The organism is Microcoleus sp. D3_18_C2 (genome assembly GCF_036702395.1).
Taxonomy (GTDB): Bacteria; Cyanobacteriota; Cyanobacteriia; order Cyanobacteriales; family Microcoleaceae; genus Microcoleus.
This window is the reverse complement of the sequence record NZ_JAUBTG010000002.1, coordinates 80,357-105,552: the sequence shown is the minus strand read 5'-3', so window position 1 is coordinate 105,552 and position 25,196 is coordinate 80,357. Positions and strand designations below refer to the sequence as shown.

Sequence of the window (25,196 nt, the reverse complement as noted above, 5' to 3'; positions counted from 1 at the left end):
CCCCGTGGTTGCCCCGATCCGTGGGGGTAGGCACGGGGAGTAGGGGTAGCACTACCCCTACATATTTGTACTGATTTAGGATTGCTATAGGGGGCGTCTGGTGGATTTGCCCAAAGGTTTCTACAAACACGACATTACCAATTTGTAAGGTACGATCGGATTATTTCCTAAGCGGTTTCAGAGGCTATGGGTATGGTTTCAGTATCCAACAACCAACCAATCATTATTCGTACAGAGCGCGGACTGACAATTTCAGGTACGCGCATCACTCTCTATGATGTCATGGACTACTTGACGGCTCAATATCCCCCGAAGTTTATCCGTTCCTTGTTTGATTTAACAGACGCTCAGATGGACGTTGCTTTATCCTATATTGAGGCAAATCGTGCAGAAGTCGAAGCAGAATATCAAGTTGTTTTAAGGCAAGCTAAGGAAATTCAGCATTACTGGGAAGAACGCAATCGCGAACATTCAGCCCGCGTTGCAGCGATGCCACCCAAACCCGGCCGAGAAGCTCTTTGGGCAAAACTCCGAGAACAGAAAGCCAAACACGAACTAGAAGCATGAATTTTCTGATCGATCACAATCTCGGAGGTCATGCAGAGATTTTATTAGGAAATATTGCGAGTCAAGGCTGGTTAAATCTACTTCCAATTCGTTTTGTCACTTTCAAGCAGATGAATTTGTCGATCGACAGTAACGATCGAGTTGTTTGGCGACTTGCTCAGGCCAATCAGATGATTTTGCTTACTGCAAACCGCAGCATGAAGGGTGAAGACTCCCTGGAACAGGTGATCCGAGAAGAAAATACTGTGGATTCCCTACCTGTCATTACGATTGGAGATGCCGATCGATTTTTAGGCGATCGAGTCTATCGAAATCGTTGTGTCGATCGTATTCTGGAAATCTTGCTGGATATAGAAACCTGGATGGGCGTTGGTCGTCTTTTTGTTCCGTAAGGTGAGCCAATAAGTAAGGCAGTGCTGCTAGCCGAACAAGCCAAAAAAACTGCGTTTCCAACACTATCGAGTATTTTTTATGAAAGTATCTATCTCTTTGCCTGATGAGCTAGTGCGTTACATTGATGATCGTGTAGAAAATCGCAGTCGGCTAATTGAGCTTTTATTGCAAGCATGGCGCAAACAACAAGAACAGGAGGCAATGGTAGAAGCCTGTTTATTGCTGGATGAACTGAGTGATGAATTAGCCGATGAGGACGAAGCATGGCAGCAAGCAGCGATTACCGACTGGGAAGCATCTGGCTCGTGAATTTCGATCCTTGAGTCGGTACAGAAATCCGCAAGAGTCGATCGGCAGTAATTATTTCAGGAACTGCTTTTAATCAACGCAGCAAGGTAACTGTTCTACCCATTACTTCTGCTGTTCCCAACGATGGTTTACGAGCTGTTGTTTTGCCTGTACTGCCTTCGGCTCTCAATGGTCTGAGTACCGAGAGTTTTATCGTGTGCATCGATCCGATGACGTTTGATAAACGCAGACTCGTGCGCTGTCTTGGGCAATTAGAGTTGCAACAACTCCAAGAAATTCAACAGATTTTGGCTCGATATTTAGAACTTTAAGTTCCATTGCCTTTTCATAGTAAGCCATTTGGCCTTGTGCTTCAAACAATAAACAATTGTGCGGCTTTCTGTAAATCCTCAATAGCCCCTTGTTTATCTCCTAATTCATCACGGACTTTACCCCGGTTGCTGTAGGCTTGAGCATAGTCAGGCTGAAGTTCAATCGCTTTATTAAAATCGGCGATCGCCCCTTTTTTATCTCCTAATTCGCTGCTGAAGTTCCATTGCCTTTTCATAGTAAGCCATTTGGCCTTGTGCTTTAAACAATTGTGCGGCTTTCTGTAAATCCTCAAGAGCCCCTTTTTTATCTCCTAATTCGCTACGGACTTTACCCCGGTTGAAGTAGGCTAAAGCATAGTCAGGCTTAAGTTCAATCGCTTTATTATAATCGGAGATCGCCCCTTTTTTATCTCCTAAATCATAACGGACTAGACCCCGGTTGTTGTAGGCAAAAGCATAGTCAGGCTGAAGTTCAATCGCTTTATTATAATCGGCTATCGCCCCTTGTTTATCTCCTAATTCGCTACGGACTACACCCCGGTTGTAGTAGGCATCAGCATCGTCAGGCTGAAGTTCAATCGCTTTATTCAAATCGGAGAGCGCCCCTTTTTTATCTCCTAAATTATAACGGACTTTACCCCGGTTGCTGTAGGCTAAAGCTAAGTCAGGCTGAAGTTCAATCGCTTTATTATAATCGGCGATCGCCCCTTTTTTATCTCCTAATTCGCTACGGACTTTACCCCGGTTGTTGTAGGCTTGAGCATAGTCAGGCTTAAGTTCAATCGCTTTATTATAATCGGCGATCGCCCCTTTTTTATCTCCTAATTCGCTACGGACGTGACCCCGGTTGTAGTAGGCTAAAGCATAGTCAGGGTTAAGTTCAATCGCTTTATTATAATCGGCGATCTCCCCTTTTTTATCTCCTAATTCGCTACGGACTTTACCCCGGTTGTAGTAGGCAAAAGCATCGTCAGGCTTAAGTTCAATCACTTTATTATAATCGGCGATCGCCCCTTTTTTATCTCCTAAATCATTACGGACTATACCCCGGTTGCCGTAGGCTTGAGCATAGTCAGGCTTAAGTTCAATCGCTTTATTGAAATCGGCGATCGCCCCTTTTTTATCTCCTAAATTATAACTGACGTTACCCCGGTTGTAGTAGGCTAAAGCATAGTCAGGGTTAAGTTCAATCGCTTTATTGAAATCGGCGATCGCCCCTTGTTTATCTCCTAAATCATCACGGACGTTACCCCGGTTGTAGTAGGCTAAAGCATAGTCAGGGTTAAGTTCAATCGCTTTATTATAATCGGCGATCGCCCCTTTTTTATCTCCTAAATCATTACGGACTATACCCCGGTTGCTGTAGGCTAAAGCATAGTCAGGCTTAAGTTCAATCGCTTTATTATAATCGGCGATCGCCCCTTGTTTATCTCCTAAATCATCACGGACTACACCCCGGTTGTAGTAGGCCAAAGCATAGTCAGGCTTAAGTTCAATCGCTTTATTATAATCGGTGATCGCCCCTTTGTTATCTCCTAATTTGCTACGGACGTTACCCCGGTTGATGTAGGCTAAAGCATCGTCAGGCTTAAGTTCAATCGCTTTATTATAATCGGCGATCGCCCCTTGTTTATCTCCTAATTCGCTAAGGAGTAGCCCCCGGATGCTGTAGGCATCAGCTAAGTCAGGCTTAAGTCCAATCGCTTTATTATAATCGGCGATAGCCCCTTTTTTATCTCCTAAATCATCTTGAGAAGTGGGCTTCCTATAATTAGGAGTTTGCTTGCGGCGTTTTGCTTTTCCCATGTCAATATCCTCTTCCCATAGTTCTTTCTATATCTTGTACAACTTGTTCAACAGCACCAACAAAACTTAAATCTTTGCGCCAGTAATGACACGCAAGAGAAGCACCTAAAACTGTCTCAACAAAATCATCAGAAGTAGGCATCAAGTTTCTTGTCAGCACTGTGACAATTGTGGATCGGAACTCTTTAATCTGTGCCTGGGTATATTCAGCATACTCAGGATTACCGGAACGACCAACATCAACAACTTTAATCCTTACCATGTTGTGACTATCACCTTTTACCTGCGTTTTGATATCTGAAGATAGCGATTCTGGCTTGACTACTTTTATTTTCCCTACTGGAGAATTTGCTATAACTTTTCCGTTAGAATTTACAATTCTAACTGTATTAAGAGGACGACCTAGCGTCCTGAGATAAGGTTCATTTTCCTCGCCAGCTATAGCTAAAGAATATATTTGGTCATAATGGTATGACAAATCAGGATCGGAATGGTATTGACGGCCATTCCACATTTTTGGGTATAAGTAAGTGCAAATTTTTATGCACGCAAAAGCCATTCTGTATTCTCGAAATAGGCATAATAGCTTGGCCAGACCGTACCAAAGCATAAACCATGTTTGATTATGACTAAATACTTGATCGTAGTATTTGAAGGCTTGATTGAGAGCGCCCGATCTCTTTGACATAATCGACTTATCCACTAGGCCTAATAAATCGCTCTGAATTTCAGTGAGATCAGACAATGACTTCACTTTATTTAGAATGTAGGTAGCAGTTTGCTCTTCCCGATCAATGGCATTTTGAATAAACTGAAAAAGTTGACTTTCTGTAACGGATCTATATCTATGGTATCTAGGAAGACTTTCTTCAAAAGCCCCACCCTGATTTAGATAAAAATCTGAATCTCTGAAATACTCTGCACGTTCTCCATAACACTCATAGTTTTCTTCTATGCCTATTGGATCATTTTGAAAAGTGGGCTTCCCATAATTAGGATTAAGTTTCTTACGTCGTTTTGCCTCTCCCATAAATTTAACCCTGATCTAATTAAAGTTTGAACTTGTCTGACTACTTTAGCAGACCACATATTTTATTTCCTGTCAACTAATCAAAAAACACCACTGCCCCAAATCCACAGAAGGCACACCCCGCAACCTCACGGAACTCAAAATCTACTCGCAACTCCTAGACTGGGAGAAACACCCCATCCTCATTTTCTACGTATCGGTAAAAAGTTAAGCTTAAAAACTTAACTTTTTACTTGCTAATATCTAAGCAACCTCTACGAACACACCGCTGCGAGCAAACTCCTCTTCTTCAGGACTAAAGACAGGAGCTCGATCGACAAGATCAGGGTCAAAGTAATATGTCTCTTGTAGGAATTGTCCGGTGACGATCGCCTCCTCCAACTCCTTGATATAATCTTGGGCAACTAAGCAAGCCTCCTTGATACCTTCCTCATCCCTCTTATCCAACAGCTTTTGCAAAGTTGCTCTCACCCCTGTCAGTCGTGCCGCAGGCTTGAGCATACCGTAGAGGCGGTACATCCGATCGGTGGCAATGCTAATGTGTTTGAGAGCTTTGGCTCGTGCTAGCTCAGAGTCAATGCTAGGCCAATAACGAGTGGTGTAGAATGCTTTCTCATCCTTGTGATACCACTCCTCCGATCGCGCAATTGATGAGGAGACAGTATTGTGCAGCTTCCAGAAGAATAAGCGCAGGGAAGCGCCATCTACTACGGTGGACAACTTCGCCTCCATTGATACCTCAAAGTCATTCAGACGCGGGTCGCGCCCAAGCACAAGGTACTCTACAGGGTACATTTCCACCTCTTTATTCTGCACGACGTAGGCGTTGAGGTGGTGGCGGCAGTAGGGGCAGGGATACATAGTGGCAAACAGCTTGAAGAAGTCCTTGAAGATTGCCACCAGAGTTTTTTGCTGTTGGGGGGTTTTGGTAGAGACGATTTCAGCCGTAGTGTGGAAGAAACGCCACACCGCAGGGCCAATATAATACGGGAAGCTGACGCGCATTTGTGAATTCTTTATTTCACTGCGATCGATATAAACGTCAATAAACGATACATATTGCGAGAGTTCGCCAGACTCGCGCCCAAACTCCAAGCGTTCGCGCCGTTTCTGTACCCCGTTCAGGTAGTTGTGCGTCAAGCGCCATGCCTGTTTGAGCATTAGCTTCTGTTTTGGAGCGCATTTGGGAAAGCTTTCTACAACATCCGCCCCATAGCGCCCAAATTCCCCTGACGTTTTAGTCGCTTCGTACCACTGGTTTAAAGCCACTTCGTCAGGAACCGTATTGAAGGGGATGTCTGCTGCTGTGCTGACGCTGAAAGCAGCCAACAGCTTCGGCATAAAGTCTTCATACCAATAGGCGACTGGCATCATCGCACCATCAATTTCCTCTGAGGCATCCGAGAGGATGACTCGGTTCCACTTCTTCAGGTACTCTTTTGGATCTCCTTCAGATTTGGCTGGTGGCGGTGCCATTTCCTCACTCAGTTCCATTTTTCTCAATCGGTTGAGTTCGTTGATGGCAAGCACACCCTCGGCGATGTCACGCAAGTTGAGACTTTTCTTCTTGATGGTGATGGCAAACTCGACTCCCGCGGCAAACTTTTCCTTGGCTGTTGCAGACTTACCCCGCGCCTCCAACATGGCTTTTTGTTCTGCCAACATTTCTGGAGTTTTTTCTATAGTCTTCCAGTTTTTGATGCGATCTTGCAGTCGGGCATATTCATCTTCGAGCGATTTAACTACTGCATCCAGTACAGGGTTGCACGCCGACTCTACTACACCCAATCCTTTATAAAGCCCGATCGCACATCTGACAAATTGCACAAAATCAGCGATTCTGTATGGCAAGTTTCTCACGCGCAGGTGAGTCTCGTGGTTGGCGGAAAAACTCTCGCGGAAGCAGCGGTAGGCTGCTCCCTGGATCAGACGAAACAAACCAATCTGCATCTGCAAGCGGGAGGTACCGCGCTTGCTCTCAGCTTGTGGGTGTTGCGCGAGTAGTTCTTTTAGGCGCGCTATTTCTGGATTGCTATCGGTGGGTGCTTCTTCTAGATTAGGTTCAATAGTGGCAGAAGCTGCCTCATTGATAGCAGTTGCTGTACTTGCGATCGCAGCCGCTGTACTGTCTGAAATCTCCGTTGTCTGTGTACTGACAACCGGAACCGGCGAGTCTTGATATCCTGTTGTGATCTCTGACTCATCCGGTACCAGTTTGCAGAATTCCTTAAAGTCTATTGAGGCATCGCCGTCATGATCTACCTCTTTGATGATCTCATCGAGCTCTTGCTCTGTCAGCCCAAACTGGCTCATCACACCCTGCAGCTCGTTTTTAGTGATTTGACCGCTACCGTTTTCATCAAATACACTAAATGCCATTTTGAGACGACTCTGGCGATCGCCCTGCTGGGACACCATCAGCATTTTGAATTCATCAAAATCGATACTGCCAGACAAGTCTACGTCCACTTCTTTGATCATGTCGCGCAGCTCGGTTTCGTTAGGACTCTGGCCTAGCGATCGCATCACTTGACCCAGTTCTTCTGATGAAATAGCACCGCTCCCGTCCGCGTCAAATACTTTAAAAGCTTCCCATAACTTTGCCACATCTTCTTCAGTCATGGCTTTTTTTTCAAGCTGCACAGATGTCATAACTAAATTCTCCCTGATTTTTTTATTGGCTGTCTATTGATTATGACCAATATACTTTAATTCCTGATGACTTACGAAACGGTATTGTGAAATCCAAGGGGGTTGCCGATTTCTCCCACTTTGGCTTGTGACAGTTGATCTATCAGTTTGATATTACTCCCAGTAATTTTCCCAATCATCCTTAAAAGCTTCCCGTAATCTCTGCATATACGCATCAGTCTTAATCTTCACCATCCACAGATTATTAGCATTGCGGCCTCCCTTGCACACAACACCTTCATCCACACCGTATTTCCCCTGGCGAAGATCATCCATAAACTTGCCAGTTAATTTGCCGCGATAAATCACTCGCGCAATATTTAATATACCAAAGTCCTTAATAAACCGATCGGGAATAACCATACCGCCCTCGGTTTTCACATCAAAAAGCACCAATTGTTTGCGATCGTCCTTTTGGTGCATTCCCGCAAACGAGTTAGCACCCAAAAACTCTGTAAACACCGTAATTTCAGCACAGTGATACTGTTCGTTCTCTCGAAATATAGACTCTAACGGACTAGCAAAGTCTCTTTCAAATATTTCCGGTGCTGCTTCTAAACCTGGATGTGCAGCGTTAAATTCTGCAATTCCCATCTCATCCAAATCAAATCTACTGCGGCGCGTACCAAAAGCATACCAACCGAGTTCAACTTCCCAAACCCAATGCAAATTAGTACCATCGTACTTCTCGAAAGCTATACATTGTTCATGAGGGCAATTTTTACTATCTGGAATTTTGGGATAGGCAAGTTGAACTCGTGTCATATCAATCACCCATAATAAAACTTGTTTGTAGTGAGGATTTTAGTTGCTATTAAGCTGTGCATTTAAATTGCATGGTAAAAGAGTTTTTCACTCTTGTGAGGTGGGCAGGAGATCCCGCCCTCAACCTACAGTTTAAATGCACAACAGATTACCTAAAAACATTAAGATTTGACTAAAATCCTCACTACAAACTTTATGTGGTTTTTAACAGTTTTCCCCCTTCCCCTTCACTTCTAAAAATCTTGCAATTGAGCAGTTTGAACGGCTACTTCTTTAATCTGGGCACCGCGGCGCACTTTCAGTTTGAGAATTTGACCGATTTGGCTGTTTTCCACCAAATTTTGCAACTGTTCCGCCTCAGTCACTCCTTCACCGTCAATTTGAACTATCACATCCCCTTTGCGAATCCCTGCTTTCTCCGCAGGGGTGTTGGGCACAACTCGCATCACTAAAACTCCGTTAACTTCCGGGACAATCAAAGGAGCATTGGGGTCAGAATTATTCTCTCTGGCCATTTCAGGAGTCAAAGCAATCATCTGAATCCCCAAAAACGGATGGCTGACTTCTTCTCCGTTGGCTAGCTGCGCGTAGATGGCTTTGGCTTTGGCGATCGGAATTGCGAACCCAATACCCATTGCATCAGCTCGAATCGCCGTGTTGATGCCAATCACTTCCCCTCTGCTGTTTAACAGCGGGCCGCCGGAATTGCCGGGATTGATGGCCGCGTCGGTTTGAATGAAATCGAGCCGCTTGTCGGGAATGCCGACGGCTGCTGAAGAGCGTTTCAGGGTACTGATAATGCCCAAGGTGACGGTGTTGTCAAATCCCAGGGGGTTGCCCACGGCGATCGCCCAATCTCCTACTTTCACCGCGTCGGAATCTCCCAAGGTGGCCGTCGGCAGGTTTAATTGCTTGGTATTAATTTTGACAACTGCCAAATCTGTTATTTCGTCAGTACCTTGGACTTCTCCTGGAAATGTTCTGCCGTCGTTTAAGGTGACAGTGACTCGATCGGCTTTGTCAACTACGTGAGCGTTGGTTAAAACAATCCCGCTTTTGTCAATAATGAAGCCGGAACCTTGACCGCGTAAGCGTTCTTGTCTGGGGGTCAAGCTGCGTAAATCTTCTCCCAAAAATCTGCGGAAGAAGGGGTCTTCCATTAAGGGATCGATGTTGCGACTGACAGTGCGCTCGGTATCAATACGAACAACTGCTGGCCCGACTCGATCGACTGCAGCAGTCACAAAACTGCCGGTATCCCCTGGGAGTTCAGGACTCCGCAGCGCTAACAGTTGCGGATTCGCGGCGGTGGCTGGGAAACTCTGGAAGTGTAAGTTGGGCGGATTTGTGAACGTCGCGGCGGTAGCGGGTGCAGGATTGATTGCTAACGCACTCAGGGCGATCGTCATTGCTAAAATTAGGGCCAACCAACGATCGCCGGTTCGAGGTGCGGGCCGAAAAAACTTAAATAGTCGCATAGCGTCAATCTTTGTTAGTCTGGGTTAGTCTGGTAAGGGTGTGCGATCGTGCGGACTCAATAATCTGTCACTATGAAGATCCTAAATATATTTTGACAGTTACAATACATGAGTCACGAGCCCGCACCAACTCACCCTATTCTGAATTCTAACTTTAAAAAATTCCCTAGTAATACCAGTTTCAAAAAAAGAATGCAACTCTAGGCCCGTGGGCCCAACCATTACCAAATCACTCATTCCCAATCTAAAATCTAAAATCTAAAATCTAAAATGGTATAACCCCAATGATTCTATCTGATACTTCTACTGACAAATCCTTGCCCTCAAATTCCCACCACCACCATCACGACGATAAATCAGTCCACCCTCACCATCACGATGAAGAATCGAGGCGGCGGCTGGTAAATCGCTTGTCTCGGATTGAGGGACACGTCCGCGGCATTAAAACAATGGTGCAAGAAAACCGTCCCTGTCCCGAAGTTCTGGTGCAAGTTGCTGCGGTTCGAGGCGCGCTCGATCGCGTAGCGAGAATCATTCTTGACGAACACTTAACTGAGTGCATCGCCAGAGCCGCGAAAGAAGGCAATATCGATACGGAAATCGAAGAGTTGAAAGCCGCTTTGGATCGGTTTTTGCCTTAGCCGCTGCCAATTTTTACATCCATATAACAAAACCTGCAAGTTAGACAAAACTTGCAAGTTATTCTTTCTGGCTAATTTTTTAAGCATCTTTCACAAACGCGGGAAAAGCATCAAATTTTCTCCCCTTCACCCCCATTGCCACAACATATAATTTATATGCTTCGCAGTTTAGGAGAGCGAGTTTTGTTAAAAAAGAATTAGTCCGGTTTGTCGTGATGACGCAACTCCTCAAGATATTCAAAAGCTGACGGTTAACCATTAGATAATCGGTGCTTAATCCGACGTGGTATGAACTGTCTAGACTTTCGTCAGCTTGGCTTTTAGGTGATATCTGACTGTTGCATAAACTGCTTTATAGGAAGCCTCAATGCTGTATTCCTGCTGCAACCACTCTTGAATTTCTCCATAGCTTTTAAAGCCTTTCTGGGGGTCGCTGAGGCGCATTGCCAAACTAGCGCGGGCAAGAGGTGGAATGGCCGGCTTACGGCCACCGCTGTGCTTTGTTTCGAGGAGTCCTTCGAGTCCGTCAGATCGGTACTTTCTCAGCCACCGCTGCACTGTAATTCGATTTACCCCGATCGTCATTGCCAATTCTTTAACTGTCTTAACATGACAAATTTTGAACAGGTAAAGTGCTTGAATTTTTTGAAAGCCACTTGCTGTTTTTTGTTCAGTTAACAGGTTTTTTAGCTCTTCACTTGTCTCTGTGATGCTAAGTTTACATACTCCAGCCATATCAATTACCTCACGATTCGCGTTCTACAATACCTTTGTTTGACAAGGGAGCAAAAGCTGCTCCTATCCTAAATGCTGACCTTTTGTTTGCCCTGAAGCAATACAAAAGCGATCGTACTCATTCAACTTTTTCCTTCCTGGATGCACTCAGACGCTCAGAAACCTGATTATTTTAACCTGGAGCAAGGTTGCAACGATTTTTTTGGTAAAACACCCTGTTTCTGGGTCAGTTTTGTATTTGATGGACAAGCGTCATTGCTAATACTGATAGCCGTTAACCGATCGACTGTAACATTAGCGGCAATAGGTGACTCTTAAGGAATACCATTTATTCTTTTATTGTTAAACATCAATCATGGTTTTCCTGGTATTTATTGGTATTTTTTGCGAACGTATGGGCGATTTTCAGTCATTAGGTGCTAGCAAACAAGCGAATGTCTGTACACCAGCGATCGCATTTTTATACAGACATTCCCCTCGTCCCCGAAGTGCATTTTTGGCTTTCGCAGTGCGAAAAATCCTTAGATATCAGCACTCTCATCGGTCAGAGCGGGTAGGGCCGAGTGACGTTGCAACCTACTTTCACAGCAAGCGGGCTACTATCCGTGAAACTACTGGCTTTATCGCCAATTGAGTAAAACACGACGAGGGTGGCATTGTCAATTTCTCAGCATTACAGTATAAGTATCGGCTATTTTTGCCCGTCTGCTGTGATCGAAAGCGGAACCTCTATGTGATACTACTAACATTGTTTTGTGATTTAGGTCACACAAGCACTCAGTAAGCTCAACTAGCCACAAAAAGTTATGAGTTCGATCGGACTTTCCACCTAAAACCTTATAGATTCAGGGAAGTTTCACCCTAGGTGTGAATATTTCAGAATCTAAAATTGCAGAACATCCGGTGTAACCAGCTTGCTGACAGTATTCTTCATTTAAAAGGTGTAGAGAAGCCACAATGAACGTTGACGAACTGCTCAAGCTATATGCAATAGGAGAAAGAAATTTTAGTGGGGTCTACCTGCACGAGGTCTACCTCTACGAAGCAGAATTGATTGGAGCCAATCTGTATGAAGCCGACCTGATTGGAGCCAATCTCAGCAAAGCCAAACTCAACAGAGTCAACTTTGGCAAAGCCAATTTGTGCAAGATTAATTTGAGCAAAGCAGACTTAGGTGGAGCAGACCTCACAGAAGCACTTTTACTTGAAGCTAACCTGAATCGAGCTGAGTTGATGGGAGCAAATCTCAGTAAAGCAGACTTGAGCGGAGCTTCTCTGATCCAAGCAACTTTAATTGGAGCGAATATATCTCGGGCAACACTCAGCCGTGCAGACTTGCACGGAGTAAATTTTTACGGAGTAAACTTGCGTAGGGCGGTGCTCACAGAATGCGATTTAATTGGCGCAAACTTGAGTAAAGTAGACCTTAGCGGAGCCGACTTAATGGGGGCGAGTCTAATTAGGGCCGACTTGACTGAAGCGATTTTAAGTGCGTCCGACTTAAGCGGAGCAAACCTGTTGGGAGCAAACCTTACAAAAGTCAACCTGAGCGGAGTATATCTTAAGGGTACAACGATGCCCGACGGCACGATTCACGACTAATTTATTGGTTAATTTTTATGGTTGCCGAGAACAGCGGCTAAAGGGTAATGAGTAATTCATTACCCTAATTTATTGGCAGCGAAATCTTTATTTGACCGAAAGCATCCATGATACCCGCCACGTGATTCATCCGTCCAGAAATAAAAAACCTGTATCCGAGAAACTTGCCGAACGTATTTCTCTCGCGCAAGTCAATGCTTCAATTCTAAAATCTAAAATCTAAAATCTAAAATCTAAAATCGATTGACACTCAGGTAAGGCCGAGAACTTCAATCTAGGCTGCTGATGGCGCTCAGAACTCCTACATACGGCAAGTCAAAAGATTTGTTGGGTGAACTTGTGTTATGGTGATTTTCAATTGCTTCGATAAAAGCTATTTTAGATTTAATATTTTGGATTTGGGACGGTTAAAATGAAACTCAGAATCCTCGCTGCTGCAACGCTGCTGAGCGCGATCGCCCCGATCGCTCCTGCACCCGCCGAGAACATCCAACACACGCAACAATTACTAGCCACCCGACAGTGCCCCAACTGCGACCTCAGCAGTGCTGGCTTGGTTTTAGCCAATTTAACAGGAGCCAATCTCAAAGGTGCTGACTTGAGGTTGGCTAACCTCAGTCGAGCCAACCTCGCGGGGGCTGACCTCAGCGGTGCCAACCTCAGCGGCACTAGCCTGTTTGGCGTCAACCTGACAGGGGCAAACCTCAGCGGTGCGAACCTCAGCGGTGCTGACTTGAGAAGTGCCTATCTCAGCGACGCCAATTTGCTCAACGCCAATTTAACTAACGCGCAACTGCTCGGAGTTAGAGGAATGCCAACCAATATCGGCACCGCTGAAGACTTCTATCGGTTGGGAGTGCTGGAAGCTCAAGCAGGAAACTACAGAAACGCCATTGATTATTACAATCAAGCCCTGAATCTGAAATCGGATTTAGCAGCCGTTTATTTTGCGCGCAGTATGTCTCGCGCTGACTTGGGAGAGTTCGCCGGTGCGGCTCAAGACGCTGCAATAGCAAACAAACTCTTTGCAGATCAAGGAAATCCCCAAGGTGAGGAGTTGTCAAAGCAGTTAGGCGAAGCCATTGTGGCACGCCAAAAGCCAACGGAACCCCGCACTTCCAGCCGCGGCGACTTTATGAGTCTTCTGGGGTCGATCGGTTCTGTTCTGGTGAAGCTAATCTTGCCTTAAAGACTTGTGAACGGCCTGCTCCAACGACTTTTCATGCTGCGCCAACCCAAGCGATGTAGAGCGTTTCTTACACCCATCTGGCTTTACTAAACCCCTAATGTCTGTAAGGCAGGTATACTTAGCCTAGTCTCAATATATGTGTCTAGGCTAGTTTCACTATTTAAGGACAGAATATGAATAGATTTGAAAATATATCCGTAAGGGGTTTTCGGCGTCTTCAAAATATTGAGCTTGAGATGAGAAATCTCATCGTCATGATTGGTGCAAACGGAGCAGGAAAAACTTCTTTTTTAGATGTCCTTTCAATACTAGCCGCTTCAGCAATTGGAAATTTACAGAATTTATTACAACTTAAAGGCGGCTTGAATGAAATTTTGACAAGAGGTAAAGTACAAGAACTTGAAATTGAAATTTCACTGCAAGTGCCAAAGGAACAACCTTTGAAGTACAGCTTAACATTGTCACCTAAAGGTTTATCTTATGAAGTTAGAGACGAATCTTTAACACAGCAGAGAAATCCCAACAGAGCTGAACCATTCAAGTATATTGAATCACAAGGTTTGGATATTAAATATTCTCAAGAAGAAAGCAGAGGATTTGTTAGACCGAGTTGGGAGCATAATCCTCTTGAAACATCCCTTTCTCAAGTTCCTAAAATGTATCGCGAACCAGAGAACCTGAGAAAGAGCCTTGCTTCTTGCACATATTATGGATCACTCGATGTTTCCGAGAAAAGTCCAATCCGTCTACCTCAAGCAATGCGCCCTGCAAAGTTGCCTGGAGCAAGCGGTGAAAACCTCGTTTCCTGTCTTTATGACCTTCGGGAAACCGATCGTGACCGTTTTGAAATGGTTGAAAATATCATTTCTGCTGCCTTTCCAGATTTCGAGCGATTAAACTTTCCTCCGGTTGCCGCAGGAACTATGTCTATGACTTGGACAGATAGAAATTTTTCTGAGCCTTTCTATGTCCATGAGCTATCAGAAGGAACGCTGCGTTTCCTCTGGTTGGTTGCGCTGCTGCAAAGTCAAACTTTAACAACTATTACGTTGTTAGATGAACCCGAAGTTAGCCTACACCCGGAACTCTTAAGACACTTAGTTTATCTAATGAGAGAAGCTTCAAAACACACTCAACTGATAGTTGCCACACACTCAGATAGACTCATCAGATTTCTCGATCCAAGCGAGGTTTTGGTCTGCGATTTGGAAGAAGGGGAGGCAAAAATGAGGTGGGGTGACACTTTTAACCTGAATAAATGGTTAGAAGATTATACTCTTGACCAGCTTTGGGAAATGAATGTGATGGGTGGCCGTCCATGAGAATTGCTATTTTGGTTGAAGGTGCTACTGAAGTGGCATTTAAAGAGAAGCTTCGTAAGTTTCTCCAAAGTCGTTTAGAGCAAGCAAAAAATGCCCAGACTCGACTTTAAACCCCAACATGGTGGAATTCCCAAGGAAAAGAAACTCAAGGTTATTGTTGAAAATTTCCTCGATAATGATGGCTATGATGCTGTAATTGCACTTACAGACGTTTATACGGGAAAGCCGGACTTTAAAGATGCCAATGATGCTAAAGAGAAAATGATGACATGGGTAGATAAAAACCCAAACTTCTATCCTCACACAGCATTACATGATTTTGAAGCATGGCTTCTTCCCTACTGGACAACTATCCAGAAGCGAGCGAAACACAACCGTTCTGCTCCTAGCGGTTTGCCTGAAACCGTGAATCACCAAAAGCCACCTTCCTATTGGATTAAGGAAATTTTTAGCTTGGGACAATGCAAAAGAGACTATAACAAAGTGATTGATGGAAAGGCTATTTTGGAAAAAAACGATTTGATGATTGCGATTCAAGCTTGTCCAGAGCTAAAAGCTTTTGTGAATCGAATTATCTCTCTCTGCGATGAAGAGAAAATAATTTCTTGACGTAAAACGCGATCGCTGTTAATTACCCGAATTCTCAAAGAAGCCGGGTATCTGGGTGTTCAGTTTTTTTAGGTTGTTCTACTTAATTCAGCGGAATCTCGATCCAGAATTCTGTACCATGACCGGGTACAGAAACACATTTAAGTACGCCTTGGTGTTTCTCAACAACAATTTGGTAACTGATAGACAGTCCTAAACCCGTGCCGCGACCGACCGGTTTAGTAGTAAAAAAGGGATTAAATATGTGAGAGATTAACTCTTTGGGGATGCCGTGACCATTGTCGGCAATGCAAATTCCTACCATTTTTTCATTGATTAATTCAGTGCGAATCCGAATGCAAGGAGATGGAAAATTAGGAATCAAACACTCGGTGGTGGCCTTTATATCTCCTGACTCGATAGGCAGTATTTGGGAGCTTAAATGCGTCGCGGCTGCATTTGCTGCTTTAAAGGGAAGATTCATAACTCCCTCTTTTTTTCTCAGTTCTAGGGCGTCGAGGGAATTACCGATCAGATTCATAAATACCTGATTGAGCGAGCTGGCATAGCATTCAACTAAGGGCAACTTGCCATATTCTTTAATGATTTCTACGGTGTTGTGCTCAGAATTGGCTTTGATCCGGTGCTGCAAAATCAACAGGGTACTGTCGATGCCCTCGTGAATGTCAACGGCTTTTTTCTCGGCTTGATCGATCCTGGAAAAATTACGCAAAGATACCACTAACTGGCGAATGCGCTCAACTCCGACTGTCATGGAACCCAAAATTTTTGGCAAATCTTCGGCAAGAAATTCGATGTCTATTGCTTCGGAGCACTCGCTAATTTCTGGGTTGGGATTGGGGTAGTGCTGGCGGTAGAGTTCCACCAAGCAGAGTAAATCTTTGGTGTATTCGCTGGCGTGGGACAGATTACCGTAGATAAAGTTAACGGGGTTATTGATTTCGTGGGCGACTCCGGCCAGGAGTTGTCCGAGACTGGACATTTTTTCGGTTTGAATCAGTTGGGCTTGGGTATTGTGCAATTCTGTGAGGGTTTTAGCTAGCTGTTCGGCTTTTAATCGATCGGCAGTTGCTGCATTGAGACTTTCTTGATAAAGTTCTGCTTGGTGAATGGCGATCGCAGCTTGAGCCGCTAAATGTTGCACCAATTCCTGTTCTGCTGTTTGCCAAACTCTCGGCCCCGAACACTCATGGGCAATCAGCAACCCCCACAATTGGGAATCTTTGCCCATCATGGGTACAATTAAACTTGCTCTCACCTGCAACTCTTCCAAAAATTCGCGGTGACAGGGTGTTAAATCCTCAGTATAAATATCATTAATTGCTCGCACCCGTCCGGCTCGATAAAAGCAGTCTGAGCCTTCGGGAAAGCATCCTTGTGGAGATGTGATACCTAAAATTGACCGCCACTCGCCGCAAACAGCTTCGACAACTACCTCGCCCTGTTTGTCGGCCGCAAATTGGTAGATTACCGTGCGATCGGTATCCAACAAAACTCTGACTTCTCGCACAATAGTTTGCAGTATGATTTTTAAATCTAAGGTGCTGCGAATCTGGTCTCTAACTCGCGTCAATACTTTGGCAAAGTCCAAGGATTTTTGCAATTGGGCGGTGCGTTCTTGAACTTGGCGCTCCAAGTTGGCATTCAGAGTTTGCACTTCTTTATAAAGAACGTACTGCCCAATTGCCGAACAAAATTGGCTGCCTATAGCTAAAGCTTGCTCAATTTCTTCGTACTTCCACTCTGGCGACTGACCTTTTTTTATTTCTCGCCAAAGTTCAAATGATTGTCGGGGAAGGGTTTGTGCAGCGCTGGTGTCAAAGCGCCCCGCCCACATTTTTTCGGTATCTATTGCATTGCGAAAAATGGTCAAACAGCCAACTACTTGTTGTTTGTAGTGGAGGGGAATTACCAACAAACCCCGAATTTTAGTAGATTGGAAAGCGGGAACTAAAACTCTAAATAGAGGTTCTTTGTATAAGTCGGTAATTATCAAAACTGGGAATTGAGAATTAGTAAAAATTGGAAATTTGGGAAATTCTTCGGTATTTTTGAATCCTTTGGTTAGCCATTCCTGCCAGAGGGCATGAGCTTCGATCGCCTTAACTTTTTCCCAGTTGGGAAGTGTCGGTTGTTCTCCTGTGGTGAACAGTTCAAAGGTAGCATCACTGTGGGCCGGGGCAATTGGCAATCCTCCTTCTATCTTGGGAGGGGATAATTTTTCACCGTTGATTTTCGGCTGGTTGAGATAGAGTCTGCCACCGCTGCCACCCAAAGCGGTGACGGTGGCTTCTAAACCCTGTTGCAGTTGAATGTTGACGTGACCGTACAACAGGGCTGCTATGCGGCTCACGGTAGCTTCGCGGGCCGCTTGAGAGCGGGTTTGCTGGAGGAGGAGGGCGTGGGCGATAGCGCTAGACAATTGATCCGATACGAGCTGAACTACTTCTAAATCTGCTGGTGAAATATTGAGGGGCGCACAGTGGTGAGACACTAAAAGTCCCCACAGTTCGATGTGAATTTTTTGATTATTTCCTGGCTCGTATCGAGTCAGACACGTCGCGGCTTGGCAGATATCTGTTTTGCTGTTTTCCGAGACGATCCGGCGGTGCACTATCGGCACGACTAAGGATGATTGCACTCCCATTGCGATCAGGTAAGCGGTGTGGCAAGGATCGAGCGATCGGTAGTGCATCTCCTCTTTTATTAAGGGTTGACCGGTGTCTGCTGCATCGAGGGGACTCAGGACGATCGTCCCTGAGTTAACATCTATTATTGTCCGCTGGCGCAAAGTGAGATACATCTCCCTGGCGCTGGCGGGAATGTCGTCTGCTGGAAAGTGCAGTCCTTTCAAGGAAGGGAGATGGTTGTTATTAAGTGACTCAGCAACAACTTCTCCACTGCCGTCGGCACTAAACCTGTAAATCATAATGCGATCTGTTTTCAAAAAAGACCGCACTTCTGCTACCGTACTGGTTAAAATATCTTCTAATTCTAGAGATTGGCGAATGCGTTCTGTTATCCGCCGTATCAAAACTTCTCTGTCTAGTTTATAATGTAATTCTTGCGTATTTTCTCTGAGTTGCATAAATCTCCTTTTGTACTTATACAATGATAATAAGAAGTTTTGATGTGCTCTTGGAGCGTTGAAACTCAAATGCCTCACCCTGAGTTTTTGACTCAACCGATCTGTACAATTAATCCGTCGCGCACTTGTCAGAGACGACGGTGTATCGCCTCTGGTGGGCTGGGGCAAGTCAAATCTGCGATCGCGCCAGTTTAATCCTTGCCTTCAACAGGCAGAGCGACTTAAGCAAATAATAATTATTATTTTAATGCTCTTATAAATTTCTCGCAATCTTACACTCTCACTAGGAGAATTCTTCATTGTTAGGATAACTTGACATTTGTTGTAGAACTTCATATAATGATAATTAACGAAAGAATTTGAGTTTCTATCAGCGCCCTTGGTGCTGACTAATTTCTTGGCGCACGCTCATCAGAATTTTACCCAAATGATTTTGACCGGTTCGGTCGCAGCCACACCCCCAGTAGTAATCCGTTGGCGAATCCTCTACAATTACTCGATCCCCTGTGGCAAGAAGAATCGCTTGAATGTCTGTATGAGTGAGAAACTTAGTTAAAACTGCTTCGCGCATAATGGGAATTTTCACGGCTTCCCAATCAGCGCGAATCCGGTGGTTGGGATCGCGACCTAATTTAGCGGCTTCTTGAGGAGTTGCTACGGCTTGAATCGCCGCCACTAATCTTTGATCGGTGCTGACAAATTTTTGGGCTTGATAGTAATGTTCCACCGTCAACCAATATTGACCGTGCAGAGAAATGTCGTGTAGTGAAAAATTAGAAAAGCAGCCATAAGGCTCCTCTACTTTATAAAAATAAATTATCATTTGATTTTAGATTTTAGATTTTAGATTTTAGATTTTAAATTTTACAGGATTTACGCAAAATCCAATTATCTAGGGTGCTTAGGGGCGCACCTTACCGCTATTGGGAATGAGGAATTGAGAATAAGGAATTGGGATTTAAGAAGATTCTCTCTTTTTTCTTCCCTCAAAATCCATGCGTTAAATCCGTTGCTGAACTTCCTTCGTTCTAAAGCGGCATCAGCTTTTTAAGAGCGCAGTTAGCGATATCGGCATAACGCGGTTCGCCACACAAAATTTTGCTCATCAACTGAGTAGTCATCGGCAATTTGACGCCCGCTCTGTAAGCAGCTCCTGTAAACTGATAGAATGCTCTAGCCAAGCGACTGACCCAAATCAGATGAGTGTTCCATTCTTGGGCGATCGATTGAGTGTAAGGCTCCTTAGCGTCGTCGGCACATCCAAGAGCTCGATCGAGCGCCTCAGCAGCCTTAAATCCACTAAAAATGGCAGGACGAATTCCTTCACCGGACAACTGGTAATGGGTGATTGGTCAATGGGGCAGGAGGAATGGGTAAGTTAATGAGTGTGAAATCTTGAGTTTTTAACTCACAACTCACAAATGATTAAGCGTCTGCTCGTTGTTCGCGGCCGGCTCTGAACAATCTCAAAACTCTTCCTATTCCCCATGCCCAATTTCCCATTCCCTAAACAGTCGTGATATCTTTCTCTTTGGCTGCCAGAACTTCTTCTATTTTGGCAACGTACTTGTCCGTCAGCTTTTGAATTTTATCTTGCAAGTCGCGGGATTCATCTTTAGAGATATCGCTGCTTTTTTCCTGCTTGCGAATCGAGTCAACGGCATCGCGGCGGATATTGCGAATTGCAACTTTACCTTCTTCAGCAAACTTACTGGCCATTTTGACAAATTCTTGGCGTCTGTCGCTTGTCAGCGGCGGAATGTTCAAGCGAATAACTGAACCGTCGTTGTTGGGAACGAGTCCTACATCGGACAGGGAAATTGCTTTTTCGATCGAGGTCAGCGCTGTACGATCGAACGGTTGAATGGTGATCGTAGTCGCATCCGGGGTGCCGATATTGGCAAGGGATTTGATCGGAGTTGGAGAGCCGTAGTAGTCTACCATGACTCGATCGAGGAGGGAGGCGTTGGCCCGTCCCGTCCGAATAGTATTAAAAGACCGTTGAGTAGCCTCAACTGCCTTTTGCATATGATCTTCTGCTTCAGCTAACTTCACAAAAACCTCCGACAAGAGTTCCAATAGATTCTCCCATTACAGCTCGGTAGATGTTGCCCGACACCGAGAGGTCAAATACCATAATAGGAATATTATTTTCTTTGCAAAGGGCGATCGCCGTACTGTCCATCACCCGCAAATCTTGATTCAAGACGTGGGCATAGGTGAGGGTTTGATACCTGCGCGCGTTGGGGTTGACGTGGGGGTCAGAATCGTACACCCCATCTACCTTAGTAGCTTTAAAAATCACCTCTGCATCAATTTCAGCCGCCCGCAAAGCGGCTGTAGTATCAGTAGTAAAAAAAGGGTTGCCAGAACCGGCACCAAAAATCACTACTCGTTTTTTTTCTAGGTGGCGAATTGCCCGCCGCCGGATGTAGGGTTCAGCTACTTCTTGCATGGCGATCGCCGATTGCACCCGCGTTGGCACTCCTGCTTGTTCCAGGGCATCCTGCAAAGTGATAGCATTCATCACCGTAGCAATCATACCCACATAATCAGCCGTTGCCCGATCCATCCCTGCCGAAGCAGCTTTCACCCCGCGAAAAATGTTGCCGCCACCGACAACAATCGCGATTTGAATGCCTTGGGACACGACTTTGGCCACTTCCTGGGCGATCGACTGAACCACTATCGGATCGATCCCGTAGCCCAAGCTGCCCATCAGCGCTTCACCGCTGAGCTTCAGCAAAACTCGCTGATATACCATCCCCATGCCGCCACTATTTTTTTACTCTTTTTGCCTCCACCATAAGATAGCAGTATGGGTGCATTTTGAACATCAATTGCCCGGAACAGGCATCCTGCTTGTGCTGCCAGAGAATTTGTTTGTGGCTTCGGCTGCGCCGGTGAACAGGCAAGATGCCTGTTCCACAATCGGATTGATTTTTTCTCAGTGAATGCGCCGGTGAACAGGCAAGATGCCTGTTCCACAACCGGATTGATTTTTTCTCAGTGAATGCGCCGGTGAACAGGCAAGATGCCTGTTCCACAACCGGATTGATTTTTTGTGGGGAGTAGGGGTTGGGCTTCTAGCTAGCCCCTAAAAGAATCAATCCTTGGGAACGAAATTAAGAGCAGCAGAATTCATGCAGTAACGCTGACCGGTAGGTTTGGGCCCGTCGTTAAATACGTGACCGAGATGAGCGTCGCAAACAGCGCACAGTACCTCTGTTCGGCGCATGAACAAGGTGTTATCGGACTCACACTTGACATTTTCTTCGCTAACTGGAGCGTAGAAACTCGGCCAACCGGTACCGGAATCGTACTTGGTTTCTGATTTAAATAGCTCAGTGCCGCAACAAATACACTTATAAATTCCGGGTTTTTTGTTGTCGTGATATTCGCCGCTAAAAGCTCTTTCCGTTCCTTTTTTGCGGGTGACTTTAAACTGTTCTGGCGTTAGTTGTTGTTGCCATTCCGCGTCGGTTTTTTTAACTTGTTCAGTCATGATTTGATGTTGGGTTAAGATGTATTTAGCTGTTGAGTGTTGACGGTTAACGGTATATTGCTAGTTAACTCAGGCTTCCATTAATATTAACCTAATTGGCTCGATATGAACATACCAGGGAAAAGGATTGTCCTTAATAGCTCTCCACTTTTCCTTGAAAACTTCGGCTTGTAAGTGATAATCTTGGGAATCATTGGGAGGCGAGTGCAATTTGAGATATAATGTCACCCGGTGCGGAGTTTCCACAGTCGAGGCGATCCAACAAGCAAAAGTATTTTCACGATCGCACCCGCTGACAAAACTCAGTTGATGAGCCCGAATTCCCACAGAAACTAGAGATTTGGGAATTGGTTCGACTACACTCAGAGTACAGCCCCAGTCGATCGCCTCGACGAGAGTTACGGAGATCGGTTTAGCGGCAGAGAAGTTCTTGCAGCCCGTCAACTGGGCGACGGTGAAGTTGCGGGGGCGATCGAAAATGTTCTGTTTTGTATCAAAGGCGATCGGCTTTCCCTCGGCCAATACCAACAGATTTTTGCACACCCGGTAAATTTCCTCTAAATTGTGGCTGACAAACAAAGTAATGCCCCGATAATTAGCCAGAGTCTGCATTAACTCCCGTTCCAGTTGACTCCGCAAATGAGTGTCCAAAGCAGAAAACGGTTCGTCTAACAGCAGCAATTCTGGAGAAGGGGCGATCGCCCTAGCCAAAGCCACCCGCTGCTGTTGGCCCCCCGAAAGTTCGTGCGGGTAGCGATTTTCCATTCCCGACATTTGCACCGAAATTAGTTGTTCTTTTACCCGAAGTTCTTGCTCGCTTTCAGATAAATGCTGCAAACCAAACGCAATATTTTGAGCAACAGTCAGGTGAGGAAATAAAGCATAGTTTTGAAACAAAAAACCGATGCGGCGGTCTTTAGAAGCTACATTAATGCCCTGTGCGGAGTCAAATAAAACCCTGCCATTGACTGCAATTTTACCGCTCATTGGAGTTTCCAAACCAGCGATGCAGCGCAGAGTCATGCTTTTTCCCGAACCCGACGCGCCCAAAATTCCCAGCACTTCCGGGCCGATATCGAAGCCGACATCCAAGGCAAAGCTGGAGAGAGGTTTAAAAATGTTTAAAAAAAGTCCGTTTTTAGGTTGTTGTTGGGATTTTGTGGTAAAAACAGACGCGAATTTAGGAATATTTGATTGCAATCTATAACTCGAATTCGGTTTGGGCGATATCTTTTGTAAATCAGTCCAAAAGTTAACAGCAGTTAGCACGCTCAAAGAAATACTCAGAATAATCAAAACCCAAATAGCAGCTTGCCTCATATCCCCAGCTTCCACAGCAAAATAAATTGCCATCGGGATAGTTTGAGTTTGTCCGGGAATATTCCCCGCTAACATCAACGTCGCGCCGAATTCACCCAAAGCGCGGGCAAATGCGAGAATAGTTCCTGCTAAAATTCCCGGCCATGCTAGCGGCAACATAATCCGCCAAAAAACTTGCCACTCCGATGCTCCCAAAGTGCGGGCTGCATTGAGAAGATTGGCATCAATTTGCTCAAAAGCTCCCAAAGCAGTTTTGTACATGAGGGGAAATGATACAACTGTGGCAGTAATGGCGGCCGCTTGCCAAGTGAAAATTATAGTTAAGTCGAATTGTAGCAAAAATTGCCCGATCGCCCCATTTCTCCCAAACAGCAGCAGCAGCAAAAATCCCACTACTGTCGGCGGCAAAACTAAGGGAGAAATGAAAATCCCTTCAATTAAAGCTTTACCTCTGATGCGAGTTGAAAGCATCCACCGGGCGGCGGCTATTCCCAGGAAAAAGGTAATAAATGTCGCAATAGCGGAGGATTTTAGAGATATCCAGAAGGGAGAAATATCAAATTCCATAAATCCTAGGGACGGGTTTCACCAACAATAATTGCCTCAAACACATAATTTACTAAACCCGCTTCCACCCAAAGATAAATCAAAATGTATAATTTGGGGATTCGCTCCTAGGGGCGGGTTTTACCAACAATCTTCGGCTAATACAAATAATCCCGTAAACCCGCCCCCACTTGGGCGGCAAATCGAAATGTACCTCTTTGAATACACAAGGTTATCTGTTGTGTGAGGGCGGGTTTATATAGATTGTTGGCGGGAATTAGATATTGTTGGTGAACCCGCCCCTACAAAATTTGGTTGTATCTCACATCTTGCACCATTCTCAAGAACAGGCTTTCCGGCCTGTTCCACAAAGAGTGAATTTTCTTGTGGAACAGGCCGGAAAGCCTGTTGCTAAACAAGTAATTGAGAATAGTGCAACATCTCAGTTGTATGAGACTAATTGGCGAGCCATCCCAAATCCGTATTTCTGAAATACTATTTTAGCCCGATCGCCCCCCAAAAAGTCAACAAACCTTTTCGCAGCAGCCGGATTGCGGCTGTTTCTGATAACTGCCAGCGGATAAACAATGGGCGAATGCAAATTTTCGGCAGCCGTTAGCAGCACAGTTACTTTGTCGGAGGCTGTGGCGTCAGTCGCATAAACTATACCAGCATCAACGTTACCGCTTTCGACGAATGTCAGCACTTGGCGGACGTTATTTCCTAGCACTAATTTTGGCTGTATTTGCCCCCACAATCCAAGTTTATTTAACATTTCCTGAGCGTATTGTCCGACAGGTACGCTCTTGGCTTCGCCGATCGCAATTTTCTTGATTCTGGCATCTGTCAACTGTTTGAAATCGCTCAAAGCAACACCGTTTTTGGGAGTAATCAAAACCAGGCGATTTGTCAGCAAATTGCGGCGCGTGTCGTTAATTAGCAGGTTAGATTGCTGCAAAGCATCCATTGGGTTGGTGGCGGCGCTGAAAAATACATCTATCGGTGCTCCCTGCTGAATTTGCTGTTCTAGAGCACCGGAAGCACCAAAATTATAAGTAATAGTAAAATTCGGATTACTGCTTTGATAAACAGTTTTGATTTCCCCTAAAGCTTTCGAGAGACTGATAGCAGCGGATACGTTTAAGGAGGTGCGCTGCAACGTATCGACTGAGGAAAAGTTCTTAAATAAGTTCCAACTAATCAGCAGTGCTAGCAGGAAGGCGACTGCGAAAATTAAGTTGGGAATACGTCTACTTTTTAAGTTCACAGACAATTGTTTTGAATCTTTT

The 25,196-nt window shown here is 45.1% G+C and carries 27 protein-coding genes; 11 read left to right on the top strand and 16 right to left on the bottom strand.

Annotation, left to right across the window (positions count from 1 at the left end):
• Positions 1-192: 192 nt before the first annotated feature.
• From QUA88_RS01780 to QUA88_RS01765, 4 genes are all read left to right on the top strand, one after another.
• Positions 193-567, top strand: coding sequence for a DUF433 domain-containing protein (locus QUA88_RS01780; RefSeq protein WP_015179601.1), 375 nt, complete (start codon positions 193-195; stop codon positions 565-567).
• On the top strand, positions 564-959 hold the full coding sequence (locus QUA88_RS01775) for a hypothetical protein (protein ID WP_015179600.1): 396 nt from the start codon (positions 564-566) through the stop codon (positions 957-959). The genes QUA88_RS01780 and QUA88_RS01775 overlap by 4 nt, the downstream gene beginning before the upstream one ends.
• Positions 960-1,038: 79 nt before the next feature.
• On the top strand, positions 1,039-1,269 hold the full coding sequence (locus tag QUA88_RS01770) for a hypothetical protein (protein ID WP_333056803.1): 231 nt from the start codon (positions 1,039-1,041) through the stop codon (positions 1,267-1,269).
• A 26-nt stretch (positions 1,270-1,295) separates the two neighbouring features.
• Positions 1,296-1,580 carry a type II toxin-antitoxin system PemK/MazF family toxin gene (locus tag QUA88_RS01765; protein WP_333056821.1) on the top strand — a complete coding sequence of 95 codons (285 nt, stop codon included), beginning with the start codon at positions 1,296-1,298 and terminating at the stop codon, positions 1,578-1,580.
• Positions 1,581-1,621: 41 nt separating this feature from the next.
• On the opposite strand, the gene QUA88_RS01760 is transcribed toward QUA88_RS01765, so the two are convergent.
• From QUA88_RS01760 to QUA88_RS01750, 3 genes are read right to left on the bottom strand one after another with little or no spacing between them, the layout of a single operon-like run.
• Complete coding sequence (locus QUA88_RS01760) at positions 1,622-1,816, bottom strand: tetratricopeptide repeat protein (RefSeq protein ID WP_333056804.1); 195 nt, start codon at positions 1,814-1,816, stop codon at positions 1,622-1,624.
• Positions 1,776-3,386 carry a tetratricopeptide repeat protein gene (locus QUA88_RS01755; protein WP_333269915.1) on the bottom strand — a complete coding sequence of 537 codons (1,611 nt, stop codon included), beginning with the start codon at positions 3,384-3,386 and terminating at the stop codon, positions 1,776-1,778. The genes QUA88_RS01760 and QUA88_RS01755 overlap by 41 nt, the downstream gene beginning before the upstream one ends.
• 1 nt (position 3,387) lies before the next feature.
• Positions 3,388-4,416 (bottom strand): hypothetical protein, encoded by a 1,029-nt coding sequence (locus QUA88_RS01750; protein ID WP_333056808.1) that lies wholly within the window; start codon positions 4,414-4,416, stop codon positions 3,388-3,390.
• Between the two features lie 64 nt (positions 4,417-4,480).
• On the opposite strand from QUA88_RS01750, the gene QUA88_RS29420 reads away from it, so the two are divergent.
• Positions 4,481-4,627 carry an NACHT C-terminal alpha/beta 1 domain-containing protein gene (locus QUA88_RS29420; protein WP_445300588.1) on the top strand — a complete coding sequence of 49 codons (147 nt, stop codon included), beginning with the start codon at positions 4,481-4,483 and terminating at the stop codon, positions 4,625-4,627.
• A gap of 32 nt (positions 4,628-4,659) precedes the next feature.
• Here QUA88_RS29420 and QUA88_RS01745 read toward each other — a convergent pair whose 3' ends face one another.
• From QUA88_RS01745 to QUA88_RS01735, 3 genes are all read right to left on the bottom strand, one after another.
• A complete protein-coding gene (locus QUA88_RS01745) occupies positions 4,660-7,068 on the bottom strand; it encodes an EF-hand domain-containing protein (RefSeq protein WP_333269912.1) in 2,409 nt (802 codons plus the stop codon).
• A gap of 153 nt (positions 7,069-7,221) precedes the next feature.
• Positions 7,222-7,872 (bottom strand): RNA ligase family protein, encoded by a 651-nt coding sequence (locus QUA88_RS01740; protein ID WP_333233199.1) that lies wholly within the window; start codon positions 7,870-7,872, stop codon positions 7,222-7,224.
• A 233-nt stretch (positions 7,873-8,105) separates the two neighbouring features.
• Positions 8,106-9,350 (bottom strand): HhoA/HhoB/HtrA family serine endopeptidase, encoded by a 1,245-nt coding sequence (locus tag QUA88_RS01735; protein WP_333233201.1) that lies wholly within the window; start codon positions 9,348-9,350, stop codon positions 8,106-8,108.
• A gap of 284 nt (positions 9,351-9,634) precedes the next feature.
• Between QUA88_RS01735 and QUA88_RS01730 the strand changes: the two genes are divergently transcribed.
• A complete protein-coding gene (locus QUA88_RS01730; protein WP_333056814.1) occupies positions 9,635-9,991 on the top strand; it encodes a metal-sensitive transcriptional regulator in 357 nt (118 codons plus the stop codon).
• A gap of 297 nt (positions 9,992-10,288) precedes the next feature.
• On the opposite strand, the gene QUA88_RS01725 is transcribed toward QUA88_RS01730, so the two are convergent.
• On the bottom strand, positions 10,289-10,726 hold the full coding sequence (locus tag QUA88_RS01725; RefSeq protein ID WP_333056815.1) for a helix-turn-helix domain-containing protein: 438 nt from the start codon (positions 10,724-10,726) through the stop codon (positions 10,289-10,291).
• 434 nt (positions 10,727-11,160) lie between these two features.
• Between QUA88_RS01725 and QUA88_RS01720 the strand changes: the two genes are divergently transcribed.
• The 5 genes from QUA88_RS01720 (at position 11,161) to QUA88_RS01700 (ending at position 15,448) form a co-directional block, all read left to right on the top strand.
• A complete protein-coding gene (locus QUA88_RS01720) occupies positions 11,161-11,283 on the top strand; it encodes a hypothetical protein (protein ID WP_333056816.1) in 123 nt (40 codons plus the stop codon).
• A gap of 400 nt (positions 11,284-11,683) precedes the next feature.
• Positions 11,684-12,328 carry a pentapeptide repeat-containing protein gene (locus QUA88_RS01715; protein WP_333056817.1) on the top strand — a complete coding sequence of 215 codons (645 nt, stop codon included), beginning with the start codon at positions 11,684-11,686 and terminating at the stop codon, positions 12,326-12,328.
• Positions 12,329-12,740: 412 nt separating this feature from the next.
• Positions 12,741-13,517, top strand: coding sequence for a pentapeptide repeat-containing protein (locus QUA88_RS01710; protein WP_333209155.1), 777 nt, complete (start codon positions 12,741-12,743; stop codon positions 13,515-13,517).
• Positions 13,518-13,690: 173 nt separating this feature from the next.
• Positions 13,691-14,839 (top strand): AAA family ATPase, encoded by a 1,149-nt coding sequence (locus QUA88_RS01705; RefSeq protein ID WP_333269907.1) that lies wholly within the window; start codon positions 13,691-13,693, stop codon positions 14,837-14,839.
• A 90-nt stretch (positions 14,840-14,929) separates the two neighbouring features.
• A complete protein-coding gene (locus QUA88_RS01700; protein WP_333233560.1) occupies positions 14,930-15,448 on the top strand; it encodes a DUF4276 family protein in 519 nt (172 codons plus the stop codon).
• Between the two features lie 82 nt (positions 15,449-15,530).
• On the opposite strand, the gene QUA88_RS01695 is transcribed toward QUA88_RS01700, so the two are convergent.
• The 9 genes from QUA88_RS01695 to modA form a co-directional block, all read right to left on the bottom strand.
• Positions 15,531-18,536, bottom strand: coding sequence for a GAF domain-containing protein (locus QUA88_RS01695; RefSeq protein WP_333056543.1), 3,006 nt, complete (start codon positions 18,534-18,536; stop codon positions 15,531-15,533).
• A 370-nt stretch (positions 18,537-18,906) separates the two neighbouring features.
• The gene (locus QUA88_RS01690) at positions 18,907-19,359 is read right to left on the bottom strand and encodes an NADAR family protein (protein WP_333056541.1); all 453 of its coding nucleotides are present in this window, start codon (positions 19,357-19,359) and stop codon (positions 18,907-18,909) included.
• Positions 19,360-19,564: 205 nt separating this feature from the next.
• Positions 19,565-19,870, bottom strand: coding sequence for a hypothetical protein (locus tag QUA88_RS01685; protein WP_333209158.1), 306 nt, complete (start codon positions 19,868-19,870; stop codon positions 19,565-19,567).
• 172 nt (positions 19,871-20,042) lie between these two features.
• On the bottom strand, positions 20,043-20,591 hold the full coding sequence (gene frr / locus QUA88_RS01680; RefSeq protein WP_333056539.1) for a ribosome recycling factor: 549 nt from the start codon (positions 20,589-20,591) through the stop codon (positions 20,043-20,045).
• Positions 20,578-21,306 (bottom strand): UMP kinase, encoded by a 729-nt coding sequence (gene pyrH, locus QUA88_RS01675; protein ID WP_333056538.1) that lies wholly within the window; start codon positions 21,304-21,306, stop codon positions 20,578-20,580. Before pyrH ends, frr begins: the two co-directional genes overlap by 14 nt.
• A gap of 7 nt (positions 21,307-21,313) precedes the next feature.
• Positions 21,314-21,583, bottom strand: coding sequence for a hypothetical protein (locus QUA88_RS01670; RefSeq protein WP_333209160.1), 270 nt, complete (start codon positions 21,581-21,583; stop codon positions 21,314-21,316).
• 59 nt (positions 21,584-21,642) lie between these two features.
• Complete coding sequence (gene msrB / locus QUA88_RS01665; protein WP_333056536.1) at positions 21,643-22,041, bottom strand: peptide-methionine (R)-S-oxide reductase MsrB; 399 nt, start codon at positions 22,039-22,041, stop codon at positions 21,643-21,645.
• 69 nt (positions 22,042-22,110) lie between these two features.
• The gene (gene modB / locus QUA88_RS01660) at positions 22,111-23,928 is read right to left on the bottom strand and encodes a molybdate ABC transporter permease subunit (RefSeq protein WP_333269902.1); all 1,818 of its coding nucleotides are present in this window, start codon (positions 23,926-23,928) and stop codon (positions 22,111-22,113) included.
• A 421-nt stretch (positions 23,929-24,349) separates the two neighbouring features.
• Positions 24,350-25,174: a molybdate ABC transporter substrate-binding protein gene (modA, locus tag QUA88_RS01655; RefSeq protein WP_333056534.1), complete on the bottom strand. Its 825-nt coding sequence runs from the start codon at positions 25,172-25,174 to the stop codon at positions 24,350-24,352.
• Positions 25,175-25,196: the final 22 nt, after the last annotated feature.